Annotated in this window: 21 protein-coding genes and 1 riboswitch; of the genes, 7 read left to right on the top strand and 14 right to left on the bottom strand. The window is 58.1% G+C overall.

Annotation, left to right across the window (positions count from 1 at the left end; all coding sequences use genetic code 11):
- Positions 1-30: 30 nt before the first annotated feature.
- Together D4100_RS19395 and parC are read right to left on the bottom strand one after the other, a co-directional pair.
- The gene (locus D4100_RS19395) at positions 31-768 is read right to left on the bottom strand and encodes a 1-acylglycerol-3-phosphate O-acyltransferase (RefSeq protein ID WP_006320600.1); all 738 of its coding nucleotides are present in this window, start codon (positions 766-768) and stop codon (positions 31-33) included.
- A 233-nt stretch (positions 769-1,001) separates the two neighbouring features.
- Positions 1,002-3,275 carry a DNA topoisomerase IV subunit A gene (gene parC, locus D4100_RS19400; RefSeq protein WP_006320599.1) on the bottom strand — a complete coding sequence of 758 codons (2,274 nt, stop codon included), beginning with the start codon at positions 3,273-3,275 and terminating at the stop codon, positions 1,002-1,004.
- Positions 3,276-3,605: 330 nt separating this feature from the next.
- Here parC and D4100_RS19405 point away from each other — a divergent pair, with 330 nt between their 5' ends.
- Together D4100_RS19405 and D4100_RS19410 are read left to right on the top strand one after the other, a co-directional pair.
- Positions 3,606-4,187 (top strand): NAD(P)H-dependent oxidoreductase, encoded by a 582-nt coding sequence (locus D4100_RS19405; RefSeq protein ID WP_006320598.1) that lies wholly within the window; start codon positions 3,606-3,608, stop codon positions 4,185-4,187.
- 37 nt (positions 4,188-4,224) lie between these two features.
- Positions 4,225-4,533: a putative quinol monooxygenase gene (locus D4100_RS19410; RefSeq protein ID WP_004948272.1), complete on the top strand. Its 309-nt coding sequence runs from the start codon at positions 4,225-4,227 to the stop codon at positions 4,531-4,533.
- A 21-nt stretch (positions 4,534-4,554) separates the two neighbouring features.
- On the opposite strand, the gene D4100_RS19415 is transcribed toward D4100_RS19410, so the two are convergent.
- From D4100_RS19415 to nudF, 6 genes are all read right to left on the bottom strand, one after another.
- Complete coding sequence (locus D4100_RS19415) at positions 4,555-5,451, bottom strand: LysR substrate-binding domain-containing protein (protein WP_119805055.1); 897 nt, start codon at positions 5,449-5,451, stop codon at positions 4,555-4,557.
- Positions 5,452-5,541: 90 nt separating this feature from the next.
- Positions 5,542-7,437: a DNA topoisomerase IV subunit B gene (gene parE / locus D4100_RS19420; protein WP_006320596.1), complete on the bottom strand. Its 1,896-nt coding sequence runs from the start codon at positions 7,435-7,437 to the stop codon at positions 5,542-5,544.
- A 77-nt stretch (positions 7,438-7,514) separates the two neighbouring features.
- On the bottom strand, positions 7,515-8,096 hold the full coding sequence (yqiA, locus tag D4100_RS19425; RefSeq protein ID WP_006320595.1) for an esterase YqiA: 582 nt from the start codon (positions 8,094-8,096) through the stop codon (positions 7,515-7,517).
- Positions 8,096-8,923 carry a 3',5'-cyclic-AMP phosphodiesterase gene (gene cpdA, locus D4100_RS19430; RefSeq protein WP_006320594.1) on the bottom strand — a complete coding sequence of 276 codons (828 nt, stop codon included), beginning with the start codon at positions 8,921-8,923 and terminating at the stop codon, positions 8,096-8,098. The genes yqiA and cpdA overlap by 1 nt, the downstream gene beginning before the upstream one ends.
- Before the next feature lie 27 nt (positions 8,924-8,950).
- Complete coding sequence (locus D4100_RS19435) at positions 8,951-9,376, bottom strand: DUF1249 family protein (RefSeq protein ID WP_004948286.1); 426 nt, start codon at positions 9,374-9,376, stop codon at positions 8,951-8,953.
- A complete protein-coding gene (gene nudF, locus D4100_RS19440) occupies positions 9,373-10,008 on the bottom strand; it encodes an ADP-ribose diphosphatase (protein WP_004948289.1) in 636 nt (211 codons plus the stop codon). Before nudF ends, D4100_RS19435 begins: the two co-directional genes overlap by 4 nt.
- 285 nt (positions 10,009-10,293) lie before the next feature.
- Here nudF and tolC point away from each other — a divergent pair, with 285 nt between their 5' ends.
- Together tolC and dhaR are read left to right on the top strand one after the other, a co-directional pair.
- Positions 10,294-11,796: an outer membrane channel protein TolC gene (gene tolC / locus D4100_RS19445; protein WP_006320591.1), complete on the top strand. Its 1,503-nt coding sequence runs from the start codon at positions 10,294-10,296 to the stop codon at positions 11,794-11,796.
- 150 nt (positions 11,797-11,946) lie between these two features.
- A complete protein-coding gene (gene dhaR / locus D4100_RS19450; protein ID WP_119805056.1) occupies positions 11,947-13,896 on the top strand; it encodes a dihydroxyacetone kinase operon transcriptional regulator DhaR in 1,950 nt (649 codons plus the stop codon).
- Positions 13,897-13,905: 9 nt separating this feature from the next.
- Here the strand turns inward: dhaR and dhaM are convergent, their stop codons facing one another.
- Genes dhaM through D4100_RS19470 form a run of 4 tightly spaced genes read right to left on the bottom strand, consistent with a single transcriptional unit; the run spans position 13,906 to position 18,218 of the window.
- Positions 13,906-15,336, bottom strand: a complete 1,431-nt coding sequence (gene dhaM, locus D4100_RS19455) for a dihydroxyacetone kinase phosphoryl donor subunit DhaM (RefSeq protein WP_119805057.1) — start codon at positions 15,334-15,336, stop codon at positions 13,906-13,908.
- Positions 15,337-15,347: 11 nt separating this feature from the next.
- Entirely contained in the window at positions 15,348-15,980 is a 633-nt protein-coding gene (dhaL, locus tag D4100_RS19460) for a dihydroxyacetone kinase subunit DhaL (RefSeq protein WP_006320588.1), read from the bottom strand.
- Positions 15,981-15,988: 8 nt separating this feature from the next.
- On the bottom strand, positions 15,989-17,059 hold the full coding sequence (gene dhaK, locus D4100_RS19465) for a dihydroxyacetone kinase subunit DhaK (RefSeq protein WP_119805096.1): 1,071 nt from the start codon (positions 17,057-17,059) through the stop codon (positions 15,989-15,991).
- Positions 17,060-17,111: 52 nt separating this feature from the next.
- Positions 17,112-18,218 carry a glycerol dehydrogenase gene (locus D4100_RS19470; protein WP_006320586.1) on the bottom strand — a complete coding sequence of 369 codons (1,107 nt, stop codon included), beginning with the start codon at positions 18,216-18,218 and terminating at the stop codon, positions 17,112-17,114.
- A gap of 353 nt (positions 18,219-18,571) precedes the next feature.
- On the opposite strand from D4100_RS19470, the gene D4100_RS19475 reads away from it, so the two are divergent.
- Positions 18,572-19,237 carry a DUF1190 family protein gene (locus tag D4100_RS19475; protein ID WP_006320585.1) on the top strand — a complete coding sequence of 222 codons (666 nt, stop codon included), beginning with the start codon at positions 18,572-18,574 and terminating at the stop codon, positions 19,235-19,237.
- A 3-nt stretch (positions 19,238-19,240) separates the two neighbouring features.
- On the top strand, positions 19,241-20,401 hold the full coding sequence (locus D4100_RS19480; protein WP_119805058.1) for a glutathionylspermidine synthase family protein: 1,161 nt from the start codon (positions 19,241-19,243) through the stop codon (positions 20,399-20,401).
- A 103-nt stretch (positions 20,402-20,504) separates the two neighbouring features.
- Here the strand turns inward: D4100_RS19480 and ygiD are convergent, their stop codons facing one another.
- Entirely contained in the window at positions 20,505-21,287 is a 783-nt protein-coding gene (gene ygiD, locus D4100_RS19485) for a 4,5-DOPA-extradiol-dioxygenase (protein WP_006320583.1), read from the bottom strand.
- A gap of 208 nt (positions 21,288-21,495) precedes the next feature.
- Between ygiD and zupT the strand changes: the two genes are divergently transcribed.
- Positions 21,496-22,263, top strand: a complete 768-nt coding sequence (zupT, locus tag D4100_RS19490) for a zinc transporter ZupT (RefSeq protein ID WP_119805059.1) — start codon at positions 21,496-21,498, stop codon at positions 22,261-22,263.
- A gap of 57 nt (positions 22,264-22,320) precedes the next feature.
- Here zupT and ribB read toward each other — a convergent pair whose 3' ends face one another.
- Positions 22,321-22,974 carry a 3,4-dihydroxy-2-butanone-4-phosphate synthase gene (ribB, locus tag D4100_RS19495; RefSeq protein WP_006320580.1) on the bottom strand — a complete coding sequence of 218 codons (654 nt, stop codon included), beginning with the start codon at positions 22,972-22,974 and terminating at the stop codon, positions 22,321-22,323.
- Positions 22,975-23,085: 111 nt separating this feature from the next.
- Positions 23,086-23,247, bottom strand: a riboswitch (FMN riboswitch).
- Positions 23,248-23,372: the final 125 nt, after the last annotated feature.

The following is a 23,372-nucleotide window of genomic DNA, read 5'->3' on the forward strand; positions in this document are numbered from 1 at the left end:
AAAATTCATTCTTTGAAGCCGGTTGGAATATTATTTTCCGGCCGCATTGCGCTGGGCGACTTCCTCGTCCAGTTCGGCGATTTTCGCCAGCATCAGCTCATGGCAATGGGCCGCCAGCTCACGCACATTTTCTCTGCCGTAATTGCTGATGTCGATCGGCTCCAGTATTTCTACGATCGCATGGCCATTATTCCAACGGTTAAGATTAATTTTACCGGTGGTGGTAGAAACGCAGATCGGCACAATCGGCACCCCTGCGGCAATGGCCGCGTGGAATGCACCGGTTTTAAACGGCATCAGCCCGCGCCCACGGCTGCGGGTGCCTTCAGGAAACATCCAGATCGAAATGTCTCTTTTTTTGAACTGTTCGGCTACCTGAGCAATGGTACCGTGCGCTTTGGCGCGGTTATCCCGATCAATCAGCAGATTGCCGGTCAGCCAATACAGCGGACCAAAAAAGGGAACCCACAACAGGCTTTTTTTACCTACGGTCACGGTTCGCGGCTGCACGGCTTTGGCGGCCGTCACCATATCGTAATTATTCTGGTGATTGGCGATATAAATGCAGTTGCCGTTTTTGGCCGCATCGGCCGGTACGCGGACTTCTACTTTCAGCCCGAATAACCCGGACAGGCGGCCAAACAGGTGGCCGAACGTCGCCACATGGCGGGGATCGCGGGGACGGAATAATAAACAGTAAATAGAACCGAAAATGCACACCAGAAGACAATACAGAGTGGCGAGCACGGCACGCAAAATTAATAACATAACAACCTCATTAGCACACTGCCGACGCAGCCTGAAGCGCTGCGCAGATCCCTTTACTCATTCTTTGATTGCAGAGTCCGAAAACCTGTCCTGCATTTTTTTCTATTTTCCCGCCAGCCGACGATACGCACAATAATTTTATGCAGGGAAATGTTAACTATTTGAAAATAATTGCCGGTGGCTGGAAATAAAGCGGGCGCAGCATGCTGCGCCCGTTTGTTATGCCGTCAGGTTTACTCTTCGCTGTCGCCCGCAGGCGCACGCGCCGGCGCATCGACCTCTACGCGATCGATTCGCTGCAGGCCACGCGGCAGTGAGGTACCTTTACGGCCACGCTCCGCACGGAATTTCTGCAAATCTTCCGGGCGCAGCGTCAGCTTGCGTTTGCCCACATGCAAGGTCACGGAGGTTTGCGGCGGCAACACGAACAGCCACGCCAGTTTGTCTTCACCGGAAGCGGCCTGCGCCGCCGGGATGGAAACAATCTTGTTGCCCTTGCCCTTCGACAGCTGCGGCAAATCGGCAACCGGGAACAGCAACATGCGCCCGGCGGCGGTGATCGACAGCAACATGTCGTCGTCGCCGTGGATTTCCATCGGCGCCAGCGCCTTGGCGTTATCCGGCAGGGTGATCATCGCCTTACCGGCACGGTTGCGCGCCACCAAGTCGTTGAAAGTACAAACGAAACCGTAACCGGCGTCAGAGGCCATCAGCAGTTTCTGATCGTCCGCCGCCATCAGTACTTGTTCGATGGTGGCGCCCGGCGGTGGCGTCAGCTTGCCGGTTAACGGCTCGCCCTGCCCGCGTGCCGAAGGCAGCGTCAGCGGATCAAGCGCGTAGCTGCGCCCGGTGGAGTCGATAAACACCACCGGCTGGTTGGTTTTGCCGCGCGCCGCGCTGCGATAGCTGTCGCCGGCCTTGTAGCTCAGGCCGCTTGGATCGATATCGTGGCCCTTGGCGCTGCGTACCCAGCCCATTTCCGACAGTACGATGGTCACCGGCTCGGACGGCACAAAATCGTGCTCGCTCATTGCCTTGGCTTCCGCACGCTCGGTAATCGGCGAGCGGCGATCGTCGCCATAGGCCTGCGCATCGGCCTGGATCTCTTTTTTGATCAGGGTATTCAGCTTGCGTTCGGAAGCCAGCAATGCCTGCAGGTGATCGCGTTCTTTGGCCAGCTCATCCTGCTCGCCGCGGATCTTGAACTCTTCCAGCTTCGCCAAATGGCGCAGTTTCAGCTCGAGGATCGCTTCCGCCTGGGTGTCGGAAATGCCGAAACGCTGCATCAGCACCGGCTTGGGTTCGTCCTCGCTGCGGATGATGTGGATCACTTCATCAATATTGAGGAACGCCACCAGCAAACCTTCCAGAATGTGCAGGCGTTTCAGCACTTTTTCCAGACGGTAATTCAGGCGGCGGCGCACCGTGTCGCGGCGGAATGCCAGCCATTCGGTGAGGATTTCAACCAGCCCTTTGACCTGCGGGCGGTTGTCCAGACCGATCATGTTCATATTGATGCGGTAGCTGCGCTCCAGATCGGTGGTGGCGAACAGATGGTTCATCACCTGATCCAGATCGATACGGTTGGAGCGCGGCACAATCACCAGCCGCGTCGGGTTCTCGTGATCGGATTCGTCACGCAGATCTTCCACCATCGGCAGCTTTTTGGCGCGCATCTGGCTGGCGATCTGCTCCAGCACCTTGGCGCCGGAAACCTGGTGCGGCAAGGCGGTGATCACCGCGCTGCCGTCTTCTTTTTTCCATACGGCGCGCATGCGCACCGAACCGCGGCCGTTTTGGTAAATTTTACGGATTTCATCGCGCGGCGTAATGATTTCGGCTTCGGTCGGGAAGTCCGGGCCCTGCACGAACTCGAGCAACTCCTCAAGCCCTGCGCCGGGTTTGTCGATCAGCGCCACCACGGCGGCAGCCACTTCGCGCACGTTGTGCGGCGGGATGTCGGTCGCCATGCCGACGGCAATGCCGGTGGTGCCATTGAGCAGGATGTTGGGCAGGCGCGCCGGCAACATCTTCGGCTCTTGCATGGTGCCGTCAAAGTTCGGCACCCAGTCAACGGTGCCCTGGCCCAATTCGGCCAGCAGCACTTCCGCATATTTGGACAGGCGAGATTCGGTATAACGCATCGCCGCGAAGGATTTCGGATCGTCCGGCGCCCCCCAGTTCCCCTGGCCGTCTACCAGCGGATAGCGATAAGAGAACGGCTGCGCCATCAGCACCATAGCTTCATAGCAGGCGCTGTCGCCGTGCGGATGGTATTTACCCAGCACGTCACCCACGGTACGGGCGGATTTTTTGAATTTGGCGCTGTTGTTCAGCCCCAGTTCGGACATGGCGTAGATAATGCGGCGTTGTACCGGCTTTAGACCGTCGCCAATGTACGGCAACGCCCGATCCATGATGACGTACATGGAATAGTTCAGATAGGCGTTTTCAGTGAATGTGTGCAGCGGTAAACGCTCTACACCGTCATGAGTCAGATCACTCATTACTCAATTATCCTCAGACCGTGGCTTGGCAATCCCTGGACGACAAAGCAAAGGGTACAGCTTGTCGATTCTGTCGGCGATAGTAACCCATCAGCAGGGTAGCTGTCACAGTTGGCGCAGCAATCACCTTGTGAAGCCGATTCAACTGCCGATTTTATGCAAAAATTCATTGTCTGCCGGTGGATTTGTTGACTCCGAGTCAACACTGTTGTGCGCTGGATCCCATTTTTACCGGCATTGCTAACGATTACACTCCCTGTCAGCGAAATGTTTTCTGCGCCAAAACGCGGAAAGCTCCCCCTATTTCAACTCTGACAGGAGCCGCGAAAAATGAGCAATATCCTGATTATTAATGCTAAAAAACAATTCGGTCATTCTAATGGCGAACTCAACCAAACGCTGAGCGACGTGGCGGAAAGCTACCTGCGCGACGTGAAACACGATGTGCAGGTGACCGTGGTCGACGACGGTTATGATATTGAGGCCGAAGTGCAGAAATACCTGTGGGCCGACGTGGTGATTTATCAGATGCCGGGTTGGTGGATGGGCGAACCCTGGATCCTGAAAAAATACATCGATGAAGTGTTCACCGCCGGGCACGGCAGCCTGTACGCCAGCGACGGTCGCACCCGCGCGGACGCCGGCAAGAAATACGGCTCCGGCGGCCTGATTCAGGGCAAGAAATACCTGCTGAGCCTGACCTGGAACGCGCCGCTGGAGGCCTTTACCGATCCGCAGCAGTTTTTCCATGGCGTCGGCGTTGACGGCGTTTATCTGCACTTCCACAAAGCCAACCAGTTCCTGGGCATGGAAGCGCTGCCGACCTTTATCTGTAATGACGTGATTAAACAACCTGATATCGACAGCGATATCGCACGTTATCGCGCGCACCTGGCAGAAATTTTTGCTTAACTAAGACCGCTTAAGCACATAAATCAATGAGGTTGTGATGATCACCGTAATTGCAGAAATCAAGACCAAGCCGGGCCACCGTGAAACGGTGCTGAAAGCGATCGAAAAACTGATCCCGTTGGTACTGGCGGAAGAGGGTTGCGGCGAATATACGCCGATGATCGACAGCCATACTCAGGCACCGTGGCAGAAACTGTCGCCGGACTCGGTGTTTATGCTGGAAAAATGGGAAAGCCAGGCGCACCTGGAAAAACATCTGGATATCGCGCATATGCACAAGCATCGCGACACCATCAAAGACAGCGTGGTTGGCGTGACCATTCACGTGCTGGGTAACGCGCTGTAATACCTGGGGCTGCTCTGGCCCCTACAGCGTCTGCGCGTCGATATGCGCGCTGACGTAGTCCAGAAAACAGGTAATACGCGCCGCCAACTGGGTATTGCGGTAATACACCGCATTAATCGGCTGGCGCACGTCCAGCGTATCCTGTTCCAGCAGTTGCACCAACCGTCCGCTTTGCCGATCGTCGCGCGTCATGAAGTCCGCCAACTGCACTATTCCTTCGCCACGTAACGCCAGTTGCCTCAGCGTTTCACCGCTGGATGCCGAGAGGGTCGGCGTAATGGCGAAATGCTGCGCCTGCGGGTTGCGCAGCGGCCACAGATTGAGTGATTCCGGTTGGCTAAAGCCGAGCAGACAGTGGTCGCGCAGCGCTTCCACGCTGTTTGGGGTGCCGTAACGCTCAAGATAATCCGGGCTGGCGAGAATGCGCAAACGGCTGGCCCCCAGCAGACGCGCATGAATGGTCGAGTCGCGCAGTGTGCCGATGCGAATGGCAATATCGGTGCGCTTCTCCAGCAGATCGATGATCAGGTTGTCGGTGTTCAACTCCAGCTCGATCTGCGGGTAACTTTGGCGAAACCCCGCCACCAGCGGCACTATCACGTGTTCCATAAACGGGGCGGCGGCGTTGACCCGCAATTTGCCGGCCGGGATCAACCTGCGCAGCGCCATCTGCTCTTCGGCGTTCTCCACCGAACTGATAATGTCGCGTGCATGGCCAAGAAAGCTTTGACCTTCTTCGGTCAGCTCAAGCCGGCGCGTGGTGCGGCGCATCAGGGTGGTGTCGAGTTTCTTTTCCAGACGACTGAGCGCGCGGCTGATACCGGACGTGGTCTGGCCGAGCTGCTCAGCGGCGGAGGTAATGGAGCCGCTGTCGACCACAGAGATAAACGCCAGCAATTCTTCGAGGGTGATTTTCATGCATTCCGCCCAGAGTGGTCGGGTGCGGCTTGCGCCCCCCTGCGGGAAGAAGGCCCGGCGCAGAAGCCGGGCCTGACATATGGATCAGAATCAGACGGAAAGTTCGGCCATGTCGCCTTTGTCCTGCAGCCAGTTACGGCGGTCTTCAGAACGTTTCTTGGCCAGCAGCATGTCCATCATCGCCAGCGTCTGAGCCACATCGTCATCGCTCACCGTCAGTTGCACCAGACGACGGGTATTGGGGTCGAGCGTGGTTTCACGCAGTTGCAGCGGGTTCATCTCGCCCAGCCCTTTAAAGCGCTGAACGTTCGGTTTGCCCTTTTTGCGCTTCAACTGTTCCAGCACGCCGGCTTTCTCTTCTTCATCCAGCGCGTAGAACACCTCTTTGCCGAGGTCGATGCGATACAGCGGCGGCATTGCCACATACACGTGGCCGCCCTTCACCAGCGAACTGAAGTGGCGCACGAACAGCGCGCACAGCAGCGTGGCGATGTGCAAGCCGTCGGAGTCCGCATCCGCCAGGATACAGATTTTGCCGTAACGCAGTTGGCTGAGATCTTCGCTGTCCGGATCGATGCCGATCGCCACGGAAATGTCATGCACCTCCTGCGAGGCCAACACTTCGTCCGAAGACACTTCCCAGGTATTCAGGATTTTGCCCTTCAGCGGCATGATGGCCTGATACTCGCGATCGCGAGCCTGCTTGGCTGAACCGCCCGCCGAGTCCCCTTCCACCAGGAACAGTTCGGTCATGTTCAGATCCTGCGAAGTGCAGTCCGCCAGTTTACCCGGCAGAGCCGGGCCGCTGGTCAGCTTCTTGCGCACCACTTTCTTGGCGGCGCGCAGACGGCGCTGGGCGCTGGAAATAGCCAGCTCGGCCAGCTGTTCCGCCGCCTGTACGTTCTGGTTCAGCCACAGGCTGAAGGCGTCTTTCACCACGCCGGAAACGAACGCCGCGCATTGGCGCGACGACAGGCGTTCTTTGGTCTGCCCGGCAAACTGCGGATCCTGCATCTTCACCGACAACACGTAAGCGCAGCGGTCCCAGATGTCTTCGGCGGACAGCTTTACGCCGCGCGGCAGAATATTGCGGAACTCGCAGAACTCGCGCATCGCGTCCAGCAGCCCCTGACGCAGGCCATTAACGTGGGTGCCGCCCTGCATGGTCGGGATCAGGTTAACGTAGCTTTCGGTCAGCAACTCGCCGCCTTCCGGCAGCCACAACAGCGCCCAATCCACCGCTTCGGTATCGCCGGCGAAGTTGCCGACAAACGGCGCTTCCGGCAGGGTGATCAGGCCGTTGACCGCTTCCATCAGGTAATCGGTCAGGCCGTCCTGATAGCACCAGCGTTGCTCGGTGTTGTTCAGCTTGTCGATAAAGTAAATTTCAACGCCGGGGCACAGCACCGCTTTGGCTTTCAGCAAATGGCTCAGGCGCGAAACCGAAAAGCGCGGGCTGTCGAAGAACTTCTCGTCAGGCCAGAAGTGGATGCTGGTGCCGGTATTGCGTTTACCGCAGCTGCCGGTTATCGCCAGTTCTTGCACCTTGTCGCCGTTTTCGAAGGCGATGCTGTAGACGTTGCCGTCACGCTTGACGTTGACTTCCACCCGCGTAGACAGGGCGTTAACCACCGAAATCCCCACGCCGTGCAGGCCGCCGGAGAACTGATAGTTTTTATTGGAGAATTTACCGCCCGCATGCAAGCGGCACATGATCAATTCAACCGCCGGGACGCCTTCTTCAGGGTGGATATCCACCGGCATACCGCGGCCGTCGTCGATCACTTCCAGTGACTGATCGGCGTGCAGAATCACGTCGATGCGCTTGGCGTGGCCGGCCAGGGCTTCATCGACGCTGTTATCGATCACCTCTTGGCCGAGGTGATTTGGGCGCGTCGTGTCGGTATACATGCCGGGACGACGGCGCACTGGTTCTAGACCGCTGAGTACTTCAATGGCATCAGCGTTATAGCTGGATTGAGTCATCGTTGAATTTTTTCGTGGTTAGTAAGGAAGGTGCCTATACCCGTCGTCTTTCAAGCCGCAGGGTATAACTCGCTTATTCACACAGCGTTTAGCCCTAAAAAATCCACAATCTGGGGGAAGTAGTGCTCGAAACCGACGAAGGCGTGGTTTCCACCCGACTCCACCGTTTGCCGGCACGCAGTGTAATAGGCCACCGCCTGCCCATAATCGAGAATTTCATCGCCCGTTTGTTGCAGCAACCAGATTAAATCCGGTGACTCCAAGGGATCGACCTGCATCGTTTTCAGATCGTAAACGTGACGTGACTCTAACACATATTGTTGACCGGTGTAGGGGTTCTCGTTTTTGCCAAGGTAGTCAATCAACAGCTCAAACGGCTTCACAGCGGGGTTAACCACTACCGCCGGCAGTGAAAAACACTGTGAAAGCCAGGTGGCGTAGTATCCGCCCAGCGAAGAACCCACGATGCCCAAGGTCTGCCCGGCGCGTTCCATCACCATGTTTTCAAGCATCTCGGCGGCATCGGCCGGAAAAACCGGCAATTGCGGCACCAGCATCTCGATGTCCGGGTGATTGTCAGCCAGCCACGCCTTGAACGAGGTTGCCTTGGCCGAGAGCGGCGAACTGTTAAAACCGTGCAAATAAAGTAGCGTCGACATCAGTACCCTTCCGAATCCATGTCGGGGCGAAAATCATCGTTTTCCAAGCGGAAAACCTGGGTCTCGACGCGGCCGTCCGGCAGCAGATCGAGATAGCGCCAGCCGGGCGAAACGTCGTCGATGGTAAAATTGGTGCAGTGCGGCTTGAATTGCACGCAGGTGGAAGGCGATGCCAGCAACCGGCGGCCCTGCCATTCCAGATCCAGATCCTGGTGAATATGCCCGCACACCACGGTGTTTACGTTCGGGTAGCGCAGCAACACCGCGCCCAGCGTGTGCGGGTTGCGCAAGCTGTGCTGATCGAGCCAGGTGCAACCGGAAGGCAGCGGATGATGATGCAGCAGCAGTAACGTATAACGCTCGGGGTGGGCCTGCAGGCAGCGCTCCATCCACTCAAGTTGATAGTCGCTCAGTTCGCCGTGCGGCACGCCAAACACCTGGCTGTCCAGCAGCAACACCTGCCAGTTATCGCCCAGCAGCACCTGCTTTGACGGGGCAATGCCTGCGGCGGCCAGCGCATCGACCATCGCCGGCTGAAAATCATGGTTGCCCGGCAGCCAGACGCAAGGCGCAGGCAGCCGCGCAATACCTTCGGCAAAGTGCCGGTAAGCAGCCAGAGAATGATCCTGCGCCAGGTCGCCGGTGGCGACGACCAGATCGAAACCGCGCTGCTGCGCCATGATGGCGTCCAGCACCGCGTGGTAGCTGCGATAGGTATTGATGCCGAGCAAGGTCTCGTTTTCGCCGGCAAAAAGGTGGGTATCTGTTATTTGCAGAATCCTGACCCTGGCCCCACTTGCCACGGTCAGTTTAAACAGGCTTTCCAAATGGTGTCCTTTGTTATTTCAGTCTGTTTAACAAACCGGAACCGCCATCGCTCCATGCGCCAAACAGTAGCGCAACCAATCAGCAAGAAACTGGTTAATTTGATGCTTTTCGTCGCGTTGATGCAACTTTTTATTGGGATAATCATAACGCGCTTTAAAGCGGTAGATCTGCTGACTGGAACACACTTCCGCAACCATCGCGTCGTGATACAGCCGCACCGTCATGGCAGGCAGGCTCCAATAACTGACCGCCGGCGCGGTCTGCTCGATCTGCACCAGCGAGGTGTAGCGCGTGGATTCAACAATAGTCAGACGATAACTGGCGCCGTTCACCTGATAAGTCACCGTTTCGCCCACTTCATCGTTGCGCGGCAGCAAGCGGCGCAATTGCGCGAAGTTGGTTTCACACAATCTCATCATTTCCGGGAAATCAGGGGTATAGCGCTGTTTCATTGGTTGGCCCACTCTTTTCTTAACGATTCATGGTGCAACGCCAGCCACTGCAATGCAATCACAGATGCGGCGTTATCAATCGCGCCTTCTTCAACCCAACGGTAAGCCTGTTCGCGGCTAACCACGTGGACACGGATATCTTCATGCTCTTCTTCCAACCCATGGATGCCTTCGGCGGTAGTGGCGTCCACTTCGCCCACCATGATTGACAGCCGCTCGCTGGTGCCGCCAGGGCTTGCCAGGTAGCTCAACACCGGTTTGCAGCGCCCGACCTCGACGCCGGCTTCTTCCTGCGCTTCACGGCGGCACACGTCTTCGACGCTCTCGCCGGTTTCGATCATACCCGCCACCATTTCCAGTAGCCAGGGGGAACTACTGGTATCGACCGCGGCGATGCGCAGTTGTTCAATCAACACCACCTCGTCCCGCACCGGGTCATAGGGCAGCAGCACCGCCGCGTGGCCGCGTTCGAAAATCTCGCGTTTTACCTCCGGGCTCATGTCGCCGTTGAACAAGCGATGGCGGAACCGATAAAGATTGAGTGAAAAAAAACCACGATAAAGCGTCTCACGTGCAATAATTTCTACATCGTTTTTATCGAGAGTGACGGGCGACGGCTGCGAGTGGTTCATAAGCGAATTCTCCTGCGTGAGTATGCCGATAAAATAAACAGTTTTGATGACAGAAACGGCGGGGTAATCTTCCGCAGCTTTATGCTAGATTGTGAGCCATGATATCAGCTGTAACCTGCTCGACCAGTTGAACCAAAGTAAACACAACGGTCTGAAAGGCAAAAGATACGCGAGATGGCACATTCAGCCACCTTATGCGAACAACAGACTCTGCTAGAATCGGCAACTATTTCGTCTATCGTCAGCGCTAACCATAGCAATATTGCTGCACAACAAGGAATGCAAATGAAGAAACTGCTCCCCCTTCTTATCGGACTGAGCCTGAGCGGCTTCAGTGCAATGAGCCAGGCAGAGAACCTGCTGCAGGTTTACAAACAGGCCAGGGAAAGTAACCCGGATCTGCGCAAGACTGCCGCTGACCGTGACGCCGCATTCGAAAAAATCAACGAAGCGCGCAGCCCGCTGCTGCCGCAGTTGGGTTTGAGCGCAGGTTATAACCGCAGTTATGGTTATCGTGACAGCCGCGACATGAACAGCAACACCACCAGTGGCTCATTAGCGCTGACCCAAACCATTTTCGACATGTCGAAATGGCGCGCGTTGACGCTGCAGGAAAAAACCGCCGGTATTTCCGACGTGACCTTCCAGACCTCGTCGCAACAGCTGATCCTCGACACCGCCACCGCCTATTTCAACGTGCTGAGCGCCATCGACTCGCTGTCCTATACTCAGGCGCAAAAACAGGCGGTTTACCGCACCCTGGATCAAACCACCCAACGTTTTAACGTGGGTCTGGTGGCGATCACCGACGTGCAAAACGCCCGTTCCAACTACGATACCGTGCTGGCGTCCGAAGTGACCGCCCGCAACACTCTGGATAACGCGCTGGAAAAACTGCGCCAGGTAACCGGCACCTTCTACCCGGAACTGGCCTCGTTGAATACCGACAGTTTCAACACCAAACGCCCGGAAGCGGTAAATAACCTGCTGAAAGAAGCCGAAGCCCGCAACCTGAGCCTGCTCTCCGCCCGTCTGAGCCAGGATCTGGCGCGCGAGCAAATCAAATCAGCGCAAACCGGCTATATGCCGACCGTTGATTTCAGCGCTTCAACCGCCGTGTCCAACAACAGATACAGCGGTTCAAATAATCTTTCTCAAGACAACGATGCCGGCGAGAACAAAGTAGGGCTGAGTTTCAATCTCCCGCTGTACAGCGGCGGCCAGACCAATTCCCAGGTGCAGCAGGCGCAGTACAACTTCGTCGGCGCCAGTGAGCAGTTGGAAAGCGCACACCGCAGCGTAGTGCAGACCGTGCGTTCGTCGTTCAACAACGTGAACGCTTCGATCAGCAGCATCAACGCCTACAAGCAGGCCGTGGTCTCTGCCCAGAGTTCATTGGATGCGATGGAAGCCGGTTATCAGGTAGGTACCCGTACTATCGTTGACGTGTTGGATGCCACCACCACGCTGTATAACGCCAAGCAGCAGCTCTCCAGCGCGCGTTATACCTATCTGATCAACCAGTTGAACATCAAGTCCGCACTCGGCACGTTGAATGAAAATGACCTGCTGTTACTGAACGGTGCGTTGGGCAAACCGGTTTCTACCTCGCAGGATGTGGTAGCACCGCCGACCAGCGCGCAGGACGCTTACGCGGACGGTTATAACGACAATGCCCCTGCGTCGCAAACGGCTGCACCGGCTCCGGTCGCAACCCGCGCTTCTGCGCCGGCGATCACCACCACCCAGCCGGCGCGCAGCGACAGCGGTAACCCATTCCGCAACTGATTCGCGCACTGCCATACACGGGGCCCGGCATCTGCCGCGCCCCGTTTTTTTTGCCTCAAAGCCGGTTCTGCCCGCCGCCTCACAGCCAGCCCCCCGCCCTGCGGTGGTATCATCAGCGCCATTGCCTTATCTCAGTCCGGATGGGATCCCATGGAGAACACCTCAAGCTGGCAACAGTTGATGGCCGATGGCGCATTGCCGCTCGCACAGCGCCCTGCGCCGGCAATCTATGCTTCCTGGTTGCGCTGCCGCAGCCTGATGCAGCCCGCAGTGTGGAAAGCACCGCACCTTGCGCTCGGCGCCACCTTCAACTCTATCTGCCAGCGTAAAAACGATCTGCTGACGCTTGGCCAGGCGTCGCTGGAAGATGCCTGCGAATATATGGAGCCACGCCGCTGCCTGCTGATGATCCTCGACGAAAGCGGCTGCATGCTGTGGCTGTGCGGTGACGCCCTGACTCGCGAACGCCTGCAGCAATTGGGGTTTACCCCCGGCGCCTATTGGGCCGAGGGCGACATTGGCACCAACGCGCCTTCGCTGGCGGCGGCAGAAGGCCACCCGATACAGGTGAGCGGCAACGAGCACGTGCGGCAGGCGCTGCACGACTGGTCATTCTGCGCCACGCCGGTTTATGACAACAGCGGCCGCCAGCGCGGCTCGATTGCGCTGGGCTGCCTGCTGGCGGACTGCGCCGCCGGCGATCTGTCACTGACGCTGGCGATCGCACGCGAGATAGGCAATTCGCTGAACGCCGACGGCCTGTTGGCGGAGTCCAACCGCCACCTGAATCAGCTTTACGGTTTGCTTGACGGGGTGGATGACGGGGTGATGGCCTGGGACCATCGCGGCTACCTGCAATACATCAACCAGCGGGCCGCCACCCTACTGAAGTTGGACGAACAGCAGAGCCAGGGCAAACCCTTGACGCAGTTGCTGACGCTACCCGCCCTGCTCAACCGGGCCATCGCTCAGCGCCAACCGCTGCAACACGTTGAAGTCACTTTCGAAAGCCAGCGGCAGTTTATCGCCGCGCTGCTGACCCTAAAACCGATCTTCGACGGCGAGCGCTGCAGCTTTATCGCCCTGCTGCACCCGATTGAACGGCTGCACCAGTACGTCAGCAGCCAACTGGGCCGCGTCAGCCACAGCTTTGAACAGATGCCTTCCGCCTCCCTGGAGATGCGCCGGTTGATCCGCTACGGCCAGCAGGCGGCAAAAGGCCAGCACCCGATCCTGCTGTGCGGCGAAGAAGGGGTCGGCAAGGAGCGGCTCAGCCAGGCAATCCACAACGCCAGTGAACGCGCCGCCGGGCCGTATATCGCGCTTAACTGCCAGTTGATGCCGGAAGCGCAGGGGCTGCGTGAACTGTTGGGCAGCGACGCCAGCGAGGAGGAAGCGGGCCAGCTCAGCAAGTTTGAACTGGCCAACGGCGGCACGCTGTACCTGGAGCAAATTGAGTATCTGCCGGCGGAAATGCAGTCTGCGCTGCTGCAGGTGCTGAAAACCGGCGTGGTAATGCGGCTGAATTCCAACCGGGTGATCCCGGTCGATGTGCGGGTGATCGCCGGCAGCGCCGCCAATCTGCCGTTGTTGGTGCAGCAGAACCGCTTTCGCCGCCAGCTGTTTTACAGCCTGCAGGCGTTCGAGATCCAGATCCCGGCGCTGCGCCAGCGGCTGAGCGACATTCCGCTGTTGGTAAAGCACCACCTGCGTACGCTGGAACAGCATTTCCAGTGCCGATTCCGGGTCGATGACGACGTCATGGCCCAGTTGGGCCTGTATCTGTGGCCCGGCAACGATCTGGAGCTGAAAGGCGTGGTTGAGCGTACGGCGATGATTTGCCACGGCCACCATCTCCAGTTAGCGGACTTGCCCACACATTTGCTCAGCCACCAGCCGTTGCTGGAAAGTGAACCGCAGCCGGGTACGCCACTGCTGACGTTGGCGGAAATGGAACGCCAGGCGATCATTCGCACTGCCAACGTCAGCCGCGGGCAGCTCAATGAAATGGCGCAGCTGTTGGGCATCGGCCGCACCACGCTGTGGCGGAAAATCAAACAATATCAGATTGATATACACCAATTTAAGCTGCGCGCCTGATAGCTCAGCTCAATGACTGAGCTGCAATACCCCACGCGCCGCGTCCAGCATCGCTTTCTGGCCGCTACGGGTTTTGCTCAGGCAGTCGTTCATGCCGATCACCATCGGGATGCCCATCGCCTTCGCCAGAATCGCGCTGTGCGACAGCGCATTGCCGCCGCTCAGGCAGATGCCGAGCACCAGGCGACGATCGAGCATCACCACGTCGGAAGGCATCAGTTCGTCCATCACCAGAATCGAGGGCACAGTCAGCGTAATCGGCTGTAGCGGCTGCTGTTGCAGATGGCTCAGGGTGCGGCGCAGCATGTCCCGCACGTCCAGTTCGCGCGCCCGCATGTACTCATCGTCCAGCGCACGATAATCCTCGATGATCGCCTCCATTTCCTGCCGCCAGGCCTGCTCGGCGCTGCATTGTTGCTGAGCAATGCGCGTATAGGCCGCCTGTTGCAGATCCGGATCGTCCAGCAGCATGCTGTGCGCACCGAAAATCGCCGCCTGCGGTTTGCCAATCAATGTGCCGGTACGCTCCGCCAGCCGGTTGAGATCGCTCAGGGTATGCTGCAGCGCCTCGCGCAGCCGCTGCTGTTCGGTCAGCACGTCGTCCGCGCCAATCGGGCGCTCGGTCACCGTCGGCCAGAAGCTGAGCGCCTGCAACACCGGGCCGCTGGTCACGCTTTCCGCCACCGGGATGCCGTGCAGCGAGGGCAGTTGCTGCTCTGAAACCGTTTCGCCAAAGTGCTGTTCCGCCAGCGCCCTGAACGCCGTCAGCGCCTGCTCAGCCTGCGGACCGTCGGCAATCAACCTAACGGTGTCACCGTACCGCACCTGCAACAACGCCAGTTGATTGAGGCTGCGCGGATTGGCGCATTGCCCCTGTTTTTCCAACACCAGCTCGGCCTCAAAAGGCGCCAACGTTTCCGCCAGCCGCGCCGCCGGTCGGGCATGCAACCCATGCGGGTTCTGCACCGTCCAACTGACGCTTTTTCCCTGCGTCAACGGCAATTCAACGCTTTTTGCCGCCGGTGCGGCTTCCCCCAGTTGCGCCTGCTTGGCCAGCAGCGCGCCCTGAGCTTCTGCCAGCACCTGTTCCAGCCCGGCACCGGAATTGGCGGCGACCACCGCGGCCAGCGTCCCCTCAACCAGCGGTGCCGAACACAGCCGCACTTTGGCGGCCAACTGAGGTTCCAGCAGCTCGATCGCGGTTTCTGCGCTCAGCAACGCACTGCCCAAATCCATCAGCACTACAATGCCTGCGCCGTCCGCCACCGACTCAATAGCTTCCATGACTTTGATCGCATCTGTGCCTATAGGATGCTCGGTGTCATCGACGCCCGCCGCCAGCACCAGTTTGCAGCCGTCGCCGCGCATCATCTGCAGCGCCAGCTCTTCGACCCCGCGCGCCAGCTGCGCGCTGTGGGAAACTACAACGATATTGATCATCTCGCCTCCTGCTAGTGGCCGGCGACCTCGGCCAGCGTTTTTATCATCAGCATCACCGAGGTGGCACCCGGATCCTGATGGCCGATGCTGCGCTCACCCAGGTAGCTGGCCCGCCCTTTACGCGCCTGCATGGTGATAGTGCTCTCTACCGCCTGCTCCGCCCGTTCACTGGCGCGCTGCATGGCCTCTGCCACGCTCAACTGCTGCTGCGCCGACTGGCCGAGGCTTTCCACCACCGGCCACCAGACGTCGCACATGGTTTTATCGCCCGGCTCTGCCTTGCCGCGCATCACCACGCCCTCGACACCCTCTTGCATCATCTGATGGAGCTCCGCCAGATCCAGGCTTTGCTTGGCATTGGCCGCCTGTGCCGCTCGGATAAAGAAAGTGCCGAACAGCGGGCCGCTGGCACCGCCAACGCTCGACAACAGCGTCATGCCGGTATTTTTGAGAATAAAACCGATGTCTTTATCCGCTACCGACGGCAGCTTTTCCACCACCTTGTTGAAACCGCGGTTCATGTTCAGGCCATGGTCGGCATCGCCAATTTCGGTATCCAGCCGGGTCAGAAAATCACGCTGCCGGGTAAACACCTCGCCGCAGCGCATCAGCCAATCCACTACTTGTTGTTTCGTTAATGCCATAGATCCTCCTAGCAACCCCAACGCAGCGCGGGCGTTTTCACCGGCGCATCCCACAATGCCAACAGCTCGTCATCCACCTTCAGCAGGGTGATCGATACTCCCTGCATGTCCAGCGAGGTGCAATAGGCTCCCACCAGGCTGCGTTCAACGATCATTCCCGCCTCGGCGCAGCGCTCCGCCAACCGGTGATAAACGCCGTAGAGTTCGGACAGAGGTGTCGCCCCCAGATTATTCACCAGCGCAATCACCCGGTCGCCGCGCGTCAGCGGCTGCTTGGTCTGCACTTCATCGCGCCATTCGCCCTGCCGGCGATCCCAGGCACGAATGGTGCGCTGGTAATGCCCATGTTCGATCAGGGTATGAAACATGTCATCCACCGCCGCATTGAGGCCGGTGAACGAACGCCGTGCAATACCCGGCTCGCCGTGAATACCGACGCCGAACTCCATCTCGTTTTCCGCCAGCACAAACGAGGGTTTGCCGGCTGCGGGCACGGTACAGGCGCCCAGCGCGATGCCAATCGAATGCCCTTGATTGTTGATCCTGTGGCCCAGCGTCACCACGGTGTCCAGATCGTCGCCGCGTGCCGTCGCGGCACCGAGCAATTTTTCCATCAGTACGGTATTCGCCACGCCACGTCGGCCGGCGGTGAACAGGCTGTCCTTGACCGCCACGTCATCGTCCACCAATACCGTCGCCACCTGAGTGCCGCTGTCGTGCAGCAGTTCGGTGGCGGTTTCGAAATTCAGCACGTCGCCGGTGTAGTTTTTGATCAGCAACAACACCCCGGCACCACCGTCGATAGCCTGGCCGCACTCGTACATTTTATCCGGCGTCGGCGAGGTAAAAATCTCCCCCGGGCAGGCGCCGTCGAGCATGCCTTCGCCGACAAAGCCGCAGTGCATCGGTTCGTGGCCGCTGCCGCCGCCGGACAGGATAGCCACCTTGCCCGCTACCGGCGCGTCGGCGCGGGTAACGAATACCGGCTCCTGATGCACCAACAGTTCAGGGTGCGCTTCCGCCAGCCCCAGCAGTTGCTCTTCCAGTACCGACTCAACCTCATTGATCAGTTTTTTCACGGTCATTTCCTCGTTTAGCCAATGGGACGCAGCCTGCTGCGCCCCTGCGGTATCAGCGTTGGTGTTGTTGCAGCCAGGCGCTGCCCAGCCGGTCTGCCGTCAAGATTGCGGCCTGTACGCCGGCCGGCGTCACCTTGAACGGCATGTTGTGGATGGTTTCGCCGGTGGCGCAGCTGGCTTCGGCAACCGCCATGACTTTCTCTGCCGCATCGCCGCTAACGCCCATCTCGGCCAGCGTGATGGGCAGGCCGATGCGGTGGCAGAAATCCAGCACCGTTTCGATCTGCGCCATGCTGCTGTTTTGCAGCACCAGTTGCGATAGCGTGCCGAAAGCCACTTTCTCGCCGTGGTACAGGTGATGGCACTCTTCCAGCACGGTAAAACCGTTGTGAATAGCATGTGCCGCCGCCAACCCGCTGCTTTCAAAACCAATGCCGCTCAAATAGGTATTGGCCTCGATAATGCGTTCGACCGCTTCCGTCACCACGCCGGCCTCGACCGCCAGTTTGGCTTTGACGCCTTCTGCCAGCAGCGTTTCATAGCACAGCCGCGCCAGGCTAAGCGCCGCCAGCGTCGATTTGCCGCCCGCCATGCTGGTTGCCTGAGCATCGAAACAAGCCTGCGCCTCAAAATAGGTGGAAAGCGCATCGCCCATTCCCGCCACCAAGAGGCGCACCGGTGCCTTGGCGATAATCGCGCTGTCCATCACCACCATATCCGGGTTGCGCGGGTAGATCAGATACTCGGCAAACTCGCCCTGTTCGGTATAGATCACCGACAGCGCGCTGGTCGGCGCATCGGTGGAAGCAATGGTGGGGATTAACACCACCGGCAATTGCTGGTAATGCGCGATGGCTTTAGCGGTATCGAGGGTTTTGCCGCCGCCGACGCCAATCACGCCGCGACAGCCATGGGCCTTCAGTTCACGCCCCAACCGGTCGATTTCCTTATGGCAGCATTCGCCGTTGAACAGGCAGGCGTGATGTTTCACCCCGTGCTGTTGCAGGCTGCCCATCAGGGTATCGCCTGCCAGCTTCATGACGAAGTCGTCGGCAATCACGAAATAATGGTCGGCAAGCGCTTTAGCGTATTGACCCACGGCGGCCAGTGCATTGGCGCCCTGAATGTACTTGCCTGGGGACTGGATGATTCTCAACATAACCGGATCCTTGTAGGGGAATTGGCGATGGTAACGTTCAGATATCAGGTGATGATGCGTCCGGTCTTGTGCCGTCGCGTTGTTATGCACTGACTATAGGGCGAACGGAGAGCTTTGCGCCAGACCGCGTTTTTGTTCCATTATGAAACGCAATAACCTTTCTGCCGTTTCATAATGGAACTCTGTCGCTACTTTTTTAGCCGGTAAAGCGAGCTGGCGCACAGCCTAACGTATAACTGCGTAAAGAGTGGATTCCACGGGCGTTTCAGCTTTAATTTTGACCATCTTTCCCCTATTCTTACCGCCACTACTGGGAAAGGGCGAAAACAGCCCGACTGATGGGATTAATAACGATGAAACGGACAAAAAACATCAACCAAGAGACGTTCCGCAAATCCTGGCGCAGCTACCGCGTTGCGCCCGTAGCCTTGGCAATCAGCGGCGTATTTATGCTGGCCGGCTGTGAAAAAACCGATGAAACGGTCTCGATGTATCAAAATGCCGACGAGTGTTCGCGCACTAACCCTTCCATGAGCGAGCAGTGCACCACCGCCTATAACAACGCCCTGAAAGAAGCCGAAAAAACCGCACCTAAATACGCCAGCCGTGAAGACTGCGTCGCCGAATTCGGTGAAGCGCAGTGTACTCAGACACCCGCTCCGGCGCAGGCCGGCATGGCGGCAGAATCGCAAAGCAGCGGCAGTTTCTGGATGCCGCTGATGGCAGGCTACATGATGGGCCGCATGATGGGCGGCTCCGGCTTTGCCCAACAGCCGCTGTTCACCTCCAAAAACGCCGCCAGCCCGGCCAACGGCAAGTTCGTTGACGCCACCGGCAAGAGCTATGGCCCAGCCACCGCCGGCGGCCGCACCATGACGGTGCCGAAAACCGCGATGGCGCCAAAACCGGCAGTAACCAACACCGTTACCCGCGGCGGCTTTGGCGAATCCGTGGCCAAGCAGACCAGCATGCAGCGCAGCAGCGCGACCTCCGGCAGCTCACGCAGCATGGGCGGTTAAGACATGAAACGCGTTGCGATTACCGAGCGCCCGGACTGGCGCGAAAAAGCGACCGAGTTCGGCTTCAAATTCCACACCATGTACGGCGAGCCGTACTGGTGTGAGGATGCCTATTACCAGTTTACGCTGGCGCAAATTGAAGAGATTGAAAGCGCCACTGCCGAACTGCATCAGATGTGCCTGCAGGTGGTGGAGAAAGTGGTCAGCAGCGATGCGCTGATGGCCAAATTCCAGATCCCGAAACACACCTGGGATTTCGTGCGCAGCTCATGGCGCACCAGCCAACCTTCGCTGTATTCGCGTCTCGATCTGGCCTACGACGGCGTCAATCCGCCCAAATTGCTGGAGAACAATGCCGATACGCCAACCTCGCTGTATGAAGCGGCCTTCTTCCAATGGCTGTGGCTGGAAGACCAGATCAACGCCGGCAATCTCAGCCCGGAGTCCGATCAGTACAACAGCCTGCAGGAAAAACTGATCGAGCGTTTTGCCGATCTGAAAGCGCACCACGGCTTCGGTCTGCTGCATCTGGCCTGCTGCCAGGACAGCGAAGAAGATCGCGGTACGGTGCAATACCTGCAAGACTGCGCACTGGAAGCCGGCGTGCCGACCGAGTTCCTGTTTATGGAAGAGATTGGTCTCGGCGAGAAGGGCCAGTTTACCGATCTGCAAGACCAGGTTATCGGCAATCTGTTCAAGCTTTATCCGTGGGAGTTTATGCTGCGCGAGATGTTTTCCACCAAGCTGGAAGATGCTGGCGTGCGCTGGCTGGAGCCGGCGTGGAAAAGCATTATCTCCAACAAGGCGCTGCTGCCGATGCTGTGGGAAATGTTCCCGGATCACCCGAACCTGCTGGCAGCCTACTTCGCGCAAGACGAGCATCCGCAGCTCGATCACTACGTCACCAAGCCGCTGTTCTCACGCGAAGGCGCCAATATCCAGATCGTGCAGAACGGTCAGGAAGTGGTACGCGTTGACGGCCCGTACGGTGAAGAAGGCATGATTGTGCAACAGTTCCACCCGTTGCCGCAGTTCGAGGGCAGCTATACGCTGATCGGCAGTTGGTTGGTGGACGATCAGCCCTGCGGTATCGGCCTGCGTGAAGATCGCGAGTTGATCACTCAGGATCTGTCGCGCTTCTACCCGCATATCATCCTCGGCTGACGAAGACTCGCCAGATACCTGAAATGCAAACGCCAGTCTGAGACTGGTGTTTTTTATCGGGTGCGCCGTAAAACCCCGTCCTTCAGGGCGGGGAGGATGTCAATTAACCGACCTGCACCGACAGCATGCTCAAAGCCCCCATCTCGATGCCGTCCACAGGCACGGATATCGCTTCTTCACCATCCCAACTGCCCAGCACATACAGCAGCGGCAAATAGTGTTCCGGCGTCGGGTTCGACAACGCCGCCCCCTGATGTTGCATGAAATTCACCAGAGGATGGTTATCTCCCTGATAATTCAGATTATCGCGCACATACTTGTCAAAGGATTCCGCCCACGGATAAGGGGTGGCGTCACCCTGCCATTTCACCATCCGCAGGTTATGTACCACGTTGCCGCTGGCGACAATCATCACCCCCTGCTCACGCAACGCCGCCAGTTTGCGGCCCAGCTGGTAATGATATTCAGCCGGTTTGGTGCCGTCGATACTGAGTTGTACGATCGGGATATCCGCATCAGGATACATCTTGATCAAGACTCCCCAGGTGCCGTGGTCCAGCCCCCATTCGCTGATATCCGCCGTGACCTCAATCGGCGCAAGCAACTGCTGCAACTGCGCCGCCAGTTCAGGAGAGCCCGGCGCCGGGTACTGAGTATCAAATAGCGCCTGCGGGAAACCGCCAAAATCATGGATGGTTTTCGGCTTTTCCATCGCGGTAACCGCGGTGCCACGGGTGTACCAGTGAGCAGAAACGGCGACGATGGCTTTCGGACGCGGTAGCGTTTCACCCAACGTACGCCATGCCTGAGTGTAGCGATTTTCTTCCAGCGCGTTCATCGGGCTACCGTGGCCGAGGAAAAGAGCAGGCATACGAGAGGTGTTCATACATAATCCTTGGTTAGTCATCATAGGTTCTGCTAAGCAGATTACGCCGTTTACCACGGCAACACAGCCGGATAACCATGATGATCATCTTCAATAAATTTGAATGGTTTAAACAATCGAAGTCATCCGTCAAACCCGCTCGATTTCAGCTGTGACTCTGTTAGTATCAGAAAACAAACAATAATTATCAGCATATAAGGAGGCTATTCTGTCAGTACCCCTGATCCTGACCCTGCTGGCCGGCGGAGCCACCTTTGTCGGCGCCCTGTTCGGCATCATCGGCCAAAAACCGTCAAACCGGATGCTGGCCTTTGCCCTCGGCTTTGCCGCCGGGATTATGCTGCTGATTTCACTCATGGAAATGCTGCCTGCGGCGTTGCACACCCAGGGTATGTCGCCGATGCTGGGCTACGGCATGTTCATGCTCGGCCTCTTGGGGTATTTTGCGCTGGACCGCCTGCTGCCACATCAGCACCCACAGGATTTGCAGCAAAAGCCGCTCACTCCCTATAACCTGAAACGCACCGCAATGCTGCTGACGCTCGGCATCAGCCTGCACAATTTCCCGGAAGGCGTCGCGACCTTCGTCACCGCCAGCGCCGATCTGGAATTGGGGATGGGCGTCGCGCTGGCCGTCGCCATCCACAATATTCCTGAAGGATTGGCGGTTGCCGGGCCGGTGTATGCCGCAACCGGCTCAAAAACCAAAGCGCTGCTGTGGTCGGGCATTTCCGGCATGGCGGAAATTCTCGGCGGCGTGCTGGCGTTCCTGCTGCTCGGCCCGATGATCTCGCCGGTAGTGATGGCGTCGATTATGGCAGCGGTGGCCGGTATCATGGTGGCGCTGTCGGTGGATGAACTGATGCCGCTGGCCAAAGAGATCGACCCGCACAACAACCCCAGCTACGGCGTGCTGTGCGGGATGGCGGTCATGGGGTTCAGCCTGACGCTGTTGCAAAGCGGCGGTATCGGCTAAGTATTTTCAGCCACAAAAAAAGCCGCATTCGCGGCTTTCTTCATATCGGCGTAGCTATCAGCTGGCCTTCTGCTCGTGGGCCTGGCGATAAGCCACCAGATCCTCGATGGTCACCACGGTCATATCATGCTGCCTGGCGAAAGCGATCACTTCCGGGGCATGCGCCATGCTGCCATCGTCGTTGGTCAGTTCACACAGCACGCCGGCAGGTTTGAAACCGGCCATTGCCACCAGATCTATGGTCGCTTCGGTGTGACCGCGGCGGCTTAGCACCCCGCCCGGCTGCGCACGCAGAGGGAACACGTGGCCAGGGCGGTTCAGATCGCTCGGCTTGGCGTTCTCGGCAACTGCCGCACGAATGGTGGTCAGGCGGTCGGAAGCGGAAACGCCGGTCGTCACACCCTGCGCCGCTTCGATAGTCACGGTGAAGGCGGTCTGGAACTGGCTTGAGTTGTTGGTCACCATCATCGGCAGCTCAAGCTGCTGACGGCGGTCTTCGGTGATGCACAGGCACACGATACCGCTGCCGTGACGAATGGTCAGCGCCATTTGCTCAACGGTCATGGTTTCTGCGGCGAAGATCATATCACCTTCGTTTTCACGATTTTCATCATCAAGCACCATCACACCGCGCCCGTTGCGCAATGCTTCAAGAGCGCGTTCAACGCGTTCTACCGGCGTGCCGAAATCTGAAAGTAGCGTCTGATTCATGGTAAAAAACCTCATTAGAAAATTATGGATTACCAGAACCAGGGCGATCTTGAGGAGTAGCTACAGCAATAGCTAAAAAAATAACGCAGCGGGCGCAAGCCCGGCAGATACCGTTACTCTCTCCCATCCGGACTATAACCGTCGGCCCCGGAATTACACCGGATCTGCTGACCTCTAACCAAACTACAAGAGACTGGTTGAGCGCTCGCGGGCTTTCACCGTAGAAGGTGATTTACCGCCGGTGGGGACTTGCACCCCGCCCTGAGAATAAGCATTCTGACTATAACGCTAATGATTAATCAGGGCAATTGGCAAAAGCACAATTCGGCCCCCTGCGGAGAATGCGGTTATTGGTTTATCCGGCGGGCAACTCGCATTACACTAGGCAACAGCTATTA

The sequence above is a fragment of the Serratia inhibens genome (genome assembly GCF_003591175.1).
Classification (GTDB): domain Bacteria; phylum Pseudomonadota; class Gammaproteobacteria; order Enterobacterales; family Enterobacteriaceae; genus Serratia; species Serratia inhibens.

What these genes read in the sequence shown, in the direction of transcription:
- D4100_RS19395 (WP_006320600.1), bottom strand. Translation starts at nt 768, where the DNA reads ATGTTATTAATTTTGCGTGCCGTGCTCGCCACTCTGTATTGTCTTCTG.
- parC (WP_006320599.1), bottom strand. Translation starts at nt 3,275, where the DNA reads ATGAGTGATCTGACTCATGACGGTGTAGAGCGTTTACCGCTGCACACA.
- D4100_RS19405 (WP_006320598.1), top strand. Translation starts at nt 3,606, where the DNA reads ATGAGCAATATCCTGATTATTAATGCTAAAAAACAATTCGGTCATTCT.
- D4100_RS19410 (WP_004948272.1), top strand. Translation starts at nt 4,225, where the DNA reads ATGATCACCGTAATTGCAGAAATCAAGACCAAGCCGGGCCACCGTGAA.
- D4100_RS19415 (WP_119805055.1), bottom strand. Translation starts at nt 5,451, where the DNA reads ATGAAAATCACCCTCGAAGAATTGCTGGCGTTTATCTCTGTGGTCGAC.
- parE (WP_006320596.1), bottom strand. Translation starts at nt 7,437, where the DNA reads ATGACTCAATCCAGCTATAACGCTGATGCCATTGAAGTACTCAGCGGT.
- yqiA (WP_006320595.1), bottom strand. Translation starts at nt 8,096, where the DNA reads ATGTCGACGCTACTTTATTTGCACGGTTTTAACAGTTCGCCGCTCTCG.
- D4100_RS19435 (WP_004948286.1), bottom strand. Translation starts at nt 9,376, where the DNA reads ATGAAACAGCGCTATACCCCTGATTTCCCGGAAATGATGAGATTGTGT.
- nudF (WP_004948289.1), bottom strand. Translation starts at nt 10,008, where the DNA reads ATGAACCACTCGCAGCCGTCGCCCGTCACTCTCGATAAAAACGATGTA.
- tolC (WP_006320591.1), top strand. Translation starts at nt 10,294, where the DNA reads ATGAAGAAACTGCTCCCCCTTCTTATCGGACTGAGCCTGAGCGGCTTC.
- dhaR (WP_119805056.1), top strand. Translation starts at nt 11,947, where the DNA reads ATGGAGAACACCTCAAGCTGGCAACAGTTGATGGCCGATGGCGCATTG.
- dhaM (WP_119805057.1), bottom strand. Translation starts at nt 15,336, where the DNA reads ATGATCAATATCGTTGTAGTTTCCCACAGCGCGCAGCTGGCGCGCGGG.
- dhaL (WP_006320588.1), bottom strand. Translation starts at nt 15,980, where the DNA reads ATGGCATTAACGAAACAACAAGTAGTGGATTGGCTGATGCGCTGCGGC.
- D4100_RS19470 (WP_006320586.1), bottom strand. Translation starts at nt 18,218, where the DNA reads ATGTTGAGAATCATCCAGTCCCCAGGCAAGTACATTCAGGGCGCCAAT.
- D4100_RS19475 (WP_006320585.1), top strand. Translation starts at nt 18,572, where the DNA reads ATGAAACGGACAAAAAACATCAACCAAGAGACGTTCCGCAAATCCTGG.
- D4100_RS19480 (WP_119805058.1), top strand. Translation starts at nt 19,241, where the DNA reads ATGAAACGCGTTGCGATTACCGAGCGCCCGGACTGGCGCGAAAAAGCG.
- ygiD (WP_006320583.1), bottom strand. Translation starts at nt 21,287, where the DNA reads ATGAACACCTCTCGTATGCCTGCTCTTTTCCTCGGCCACGGTAGCCCG.
- ribB (WP_006320580.1), bottom strand. Translation starts at nt 22,974, where the DNA reads ATGAATCAGACGCTACTTTCAGATTTCGGCACGCCGGTAGAACGCGTT.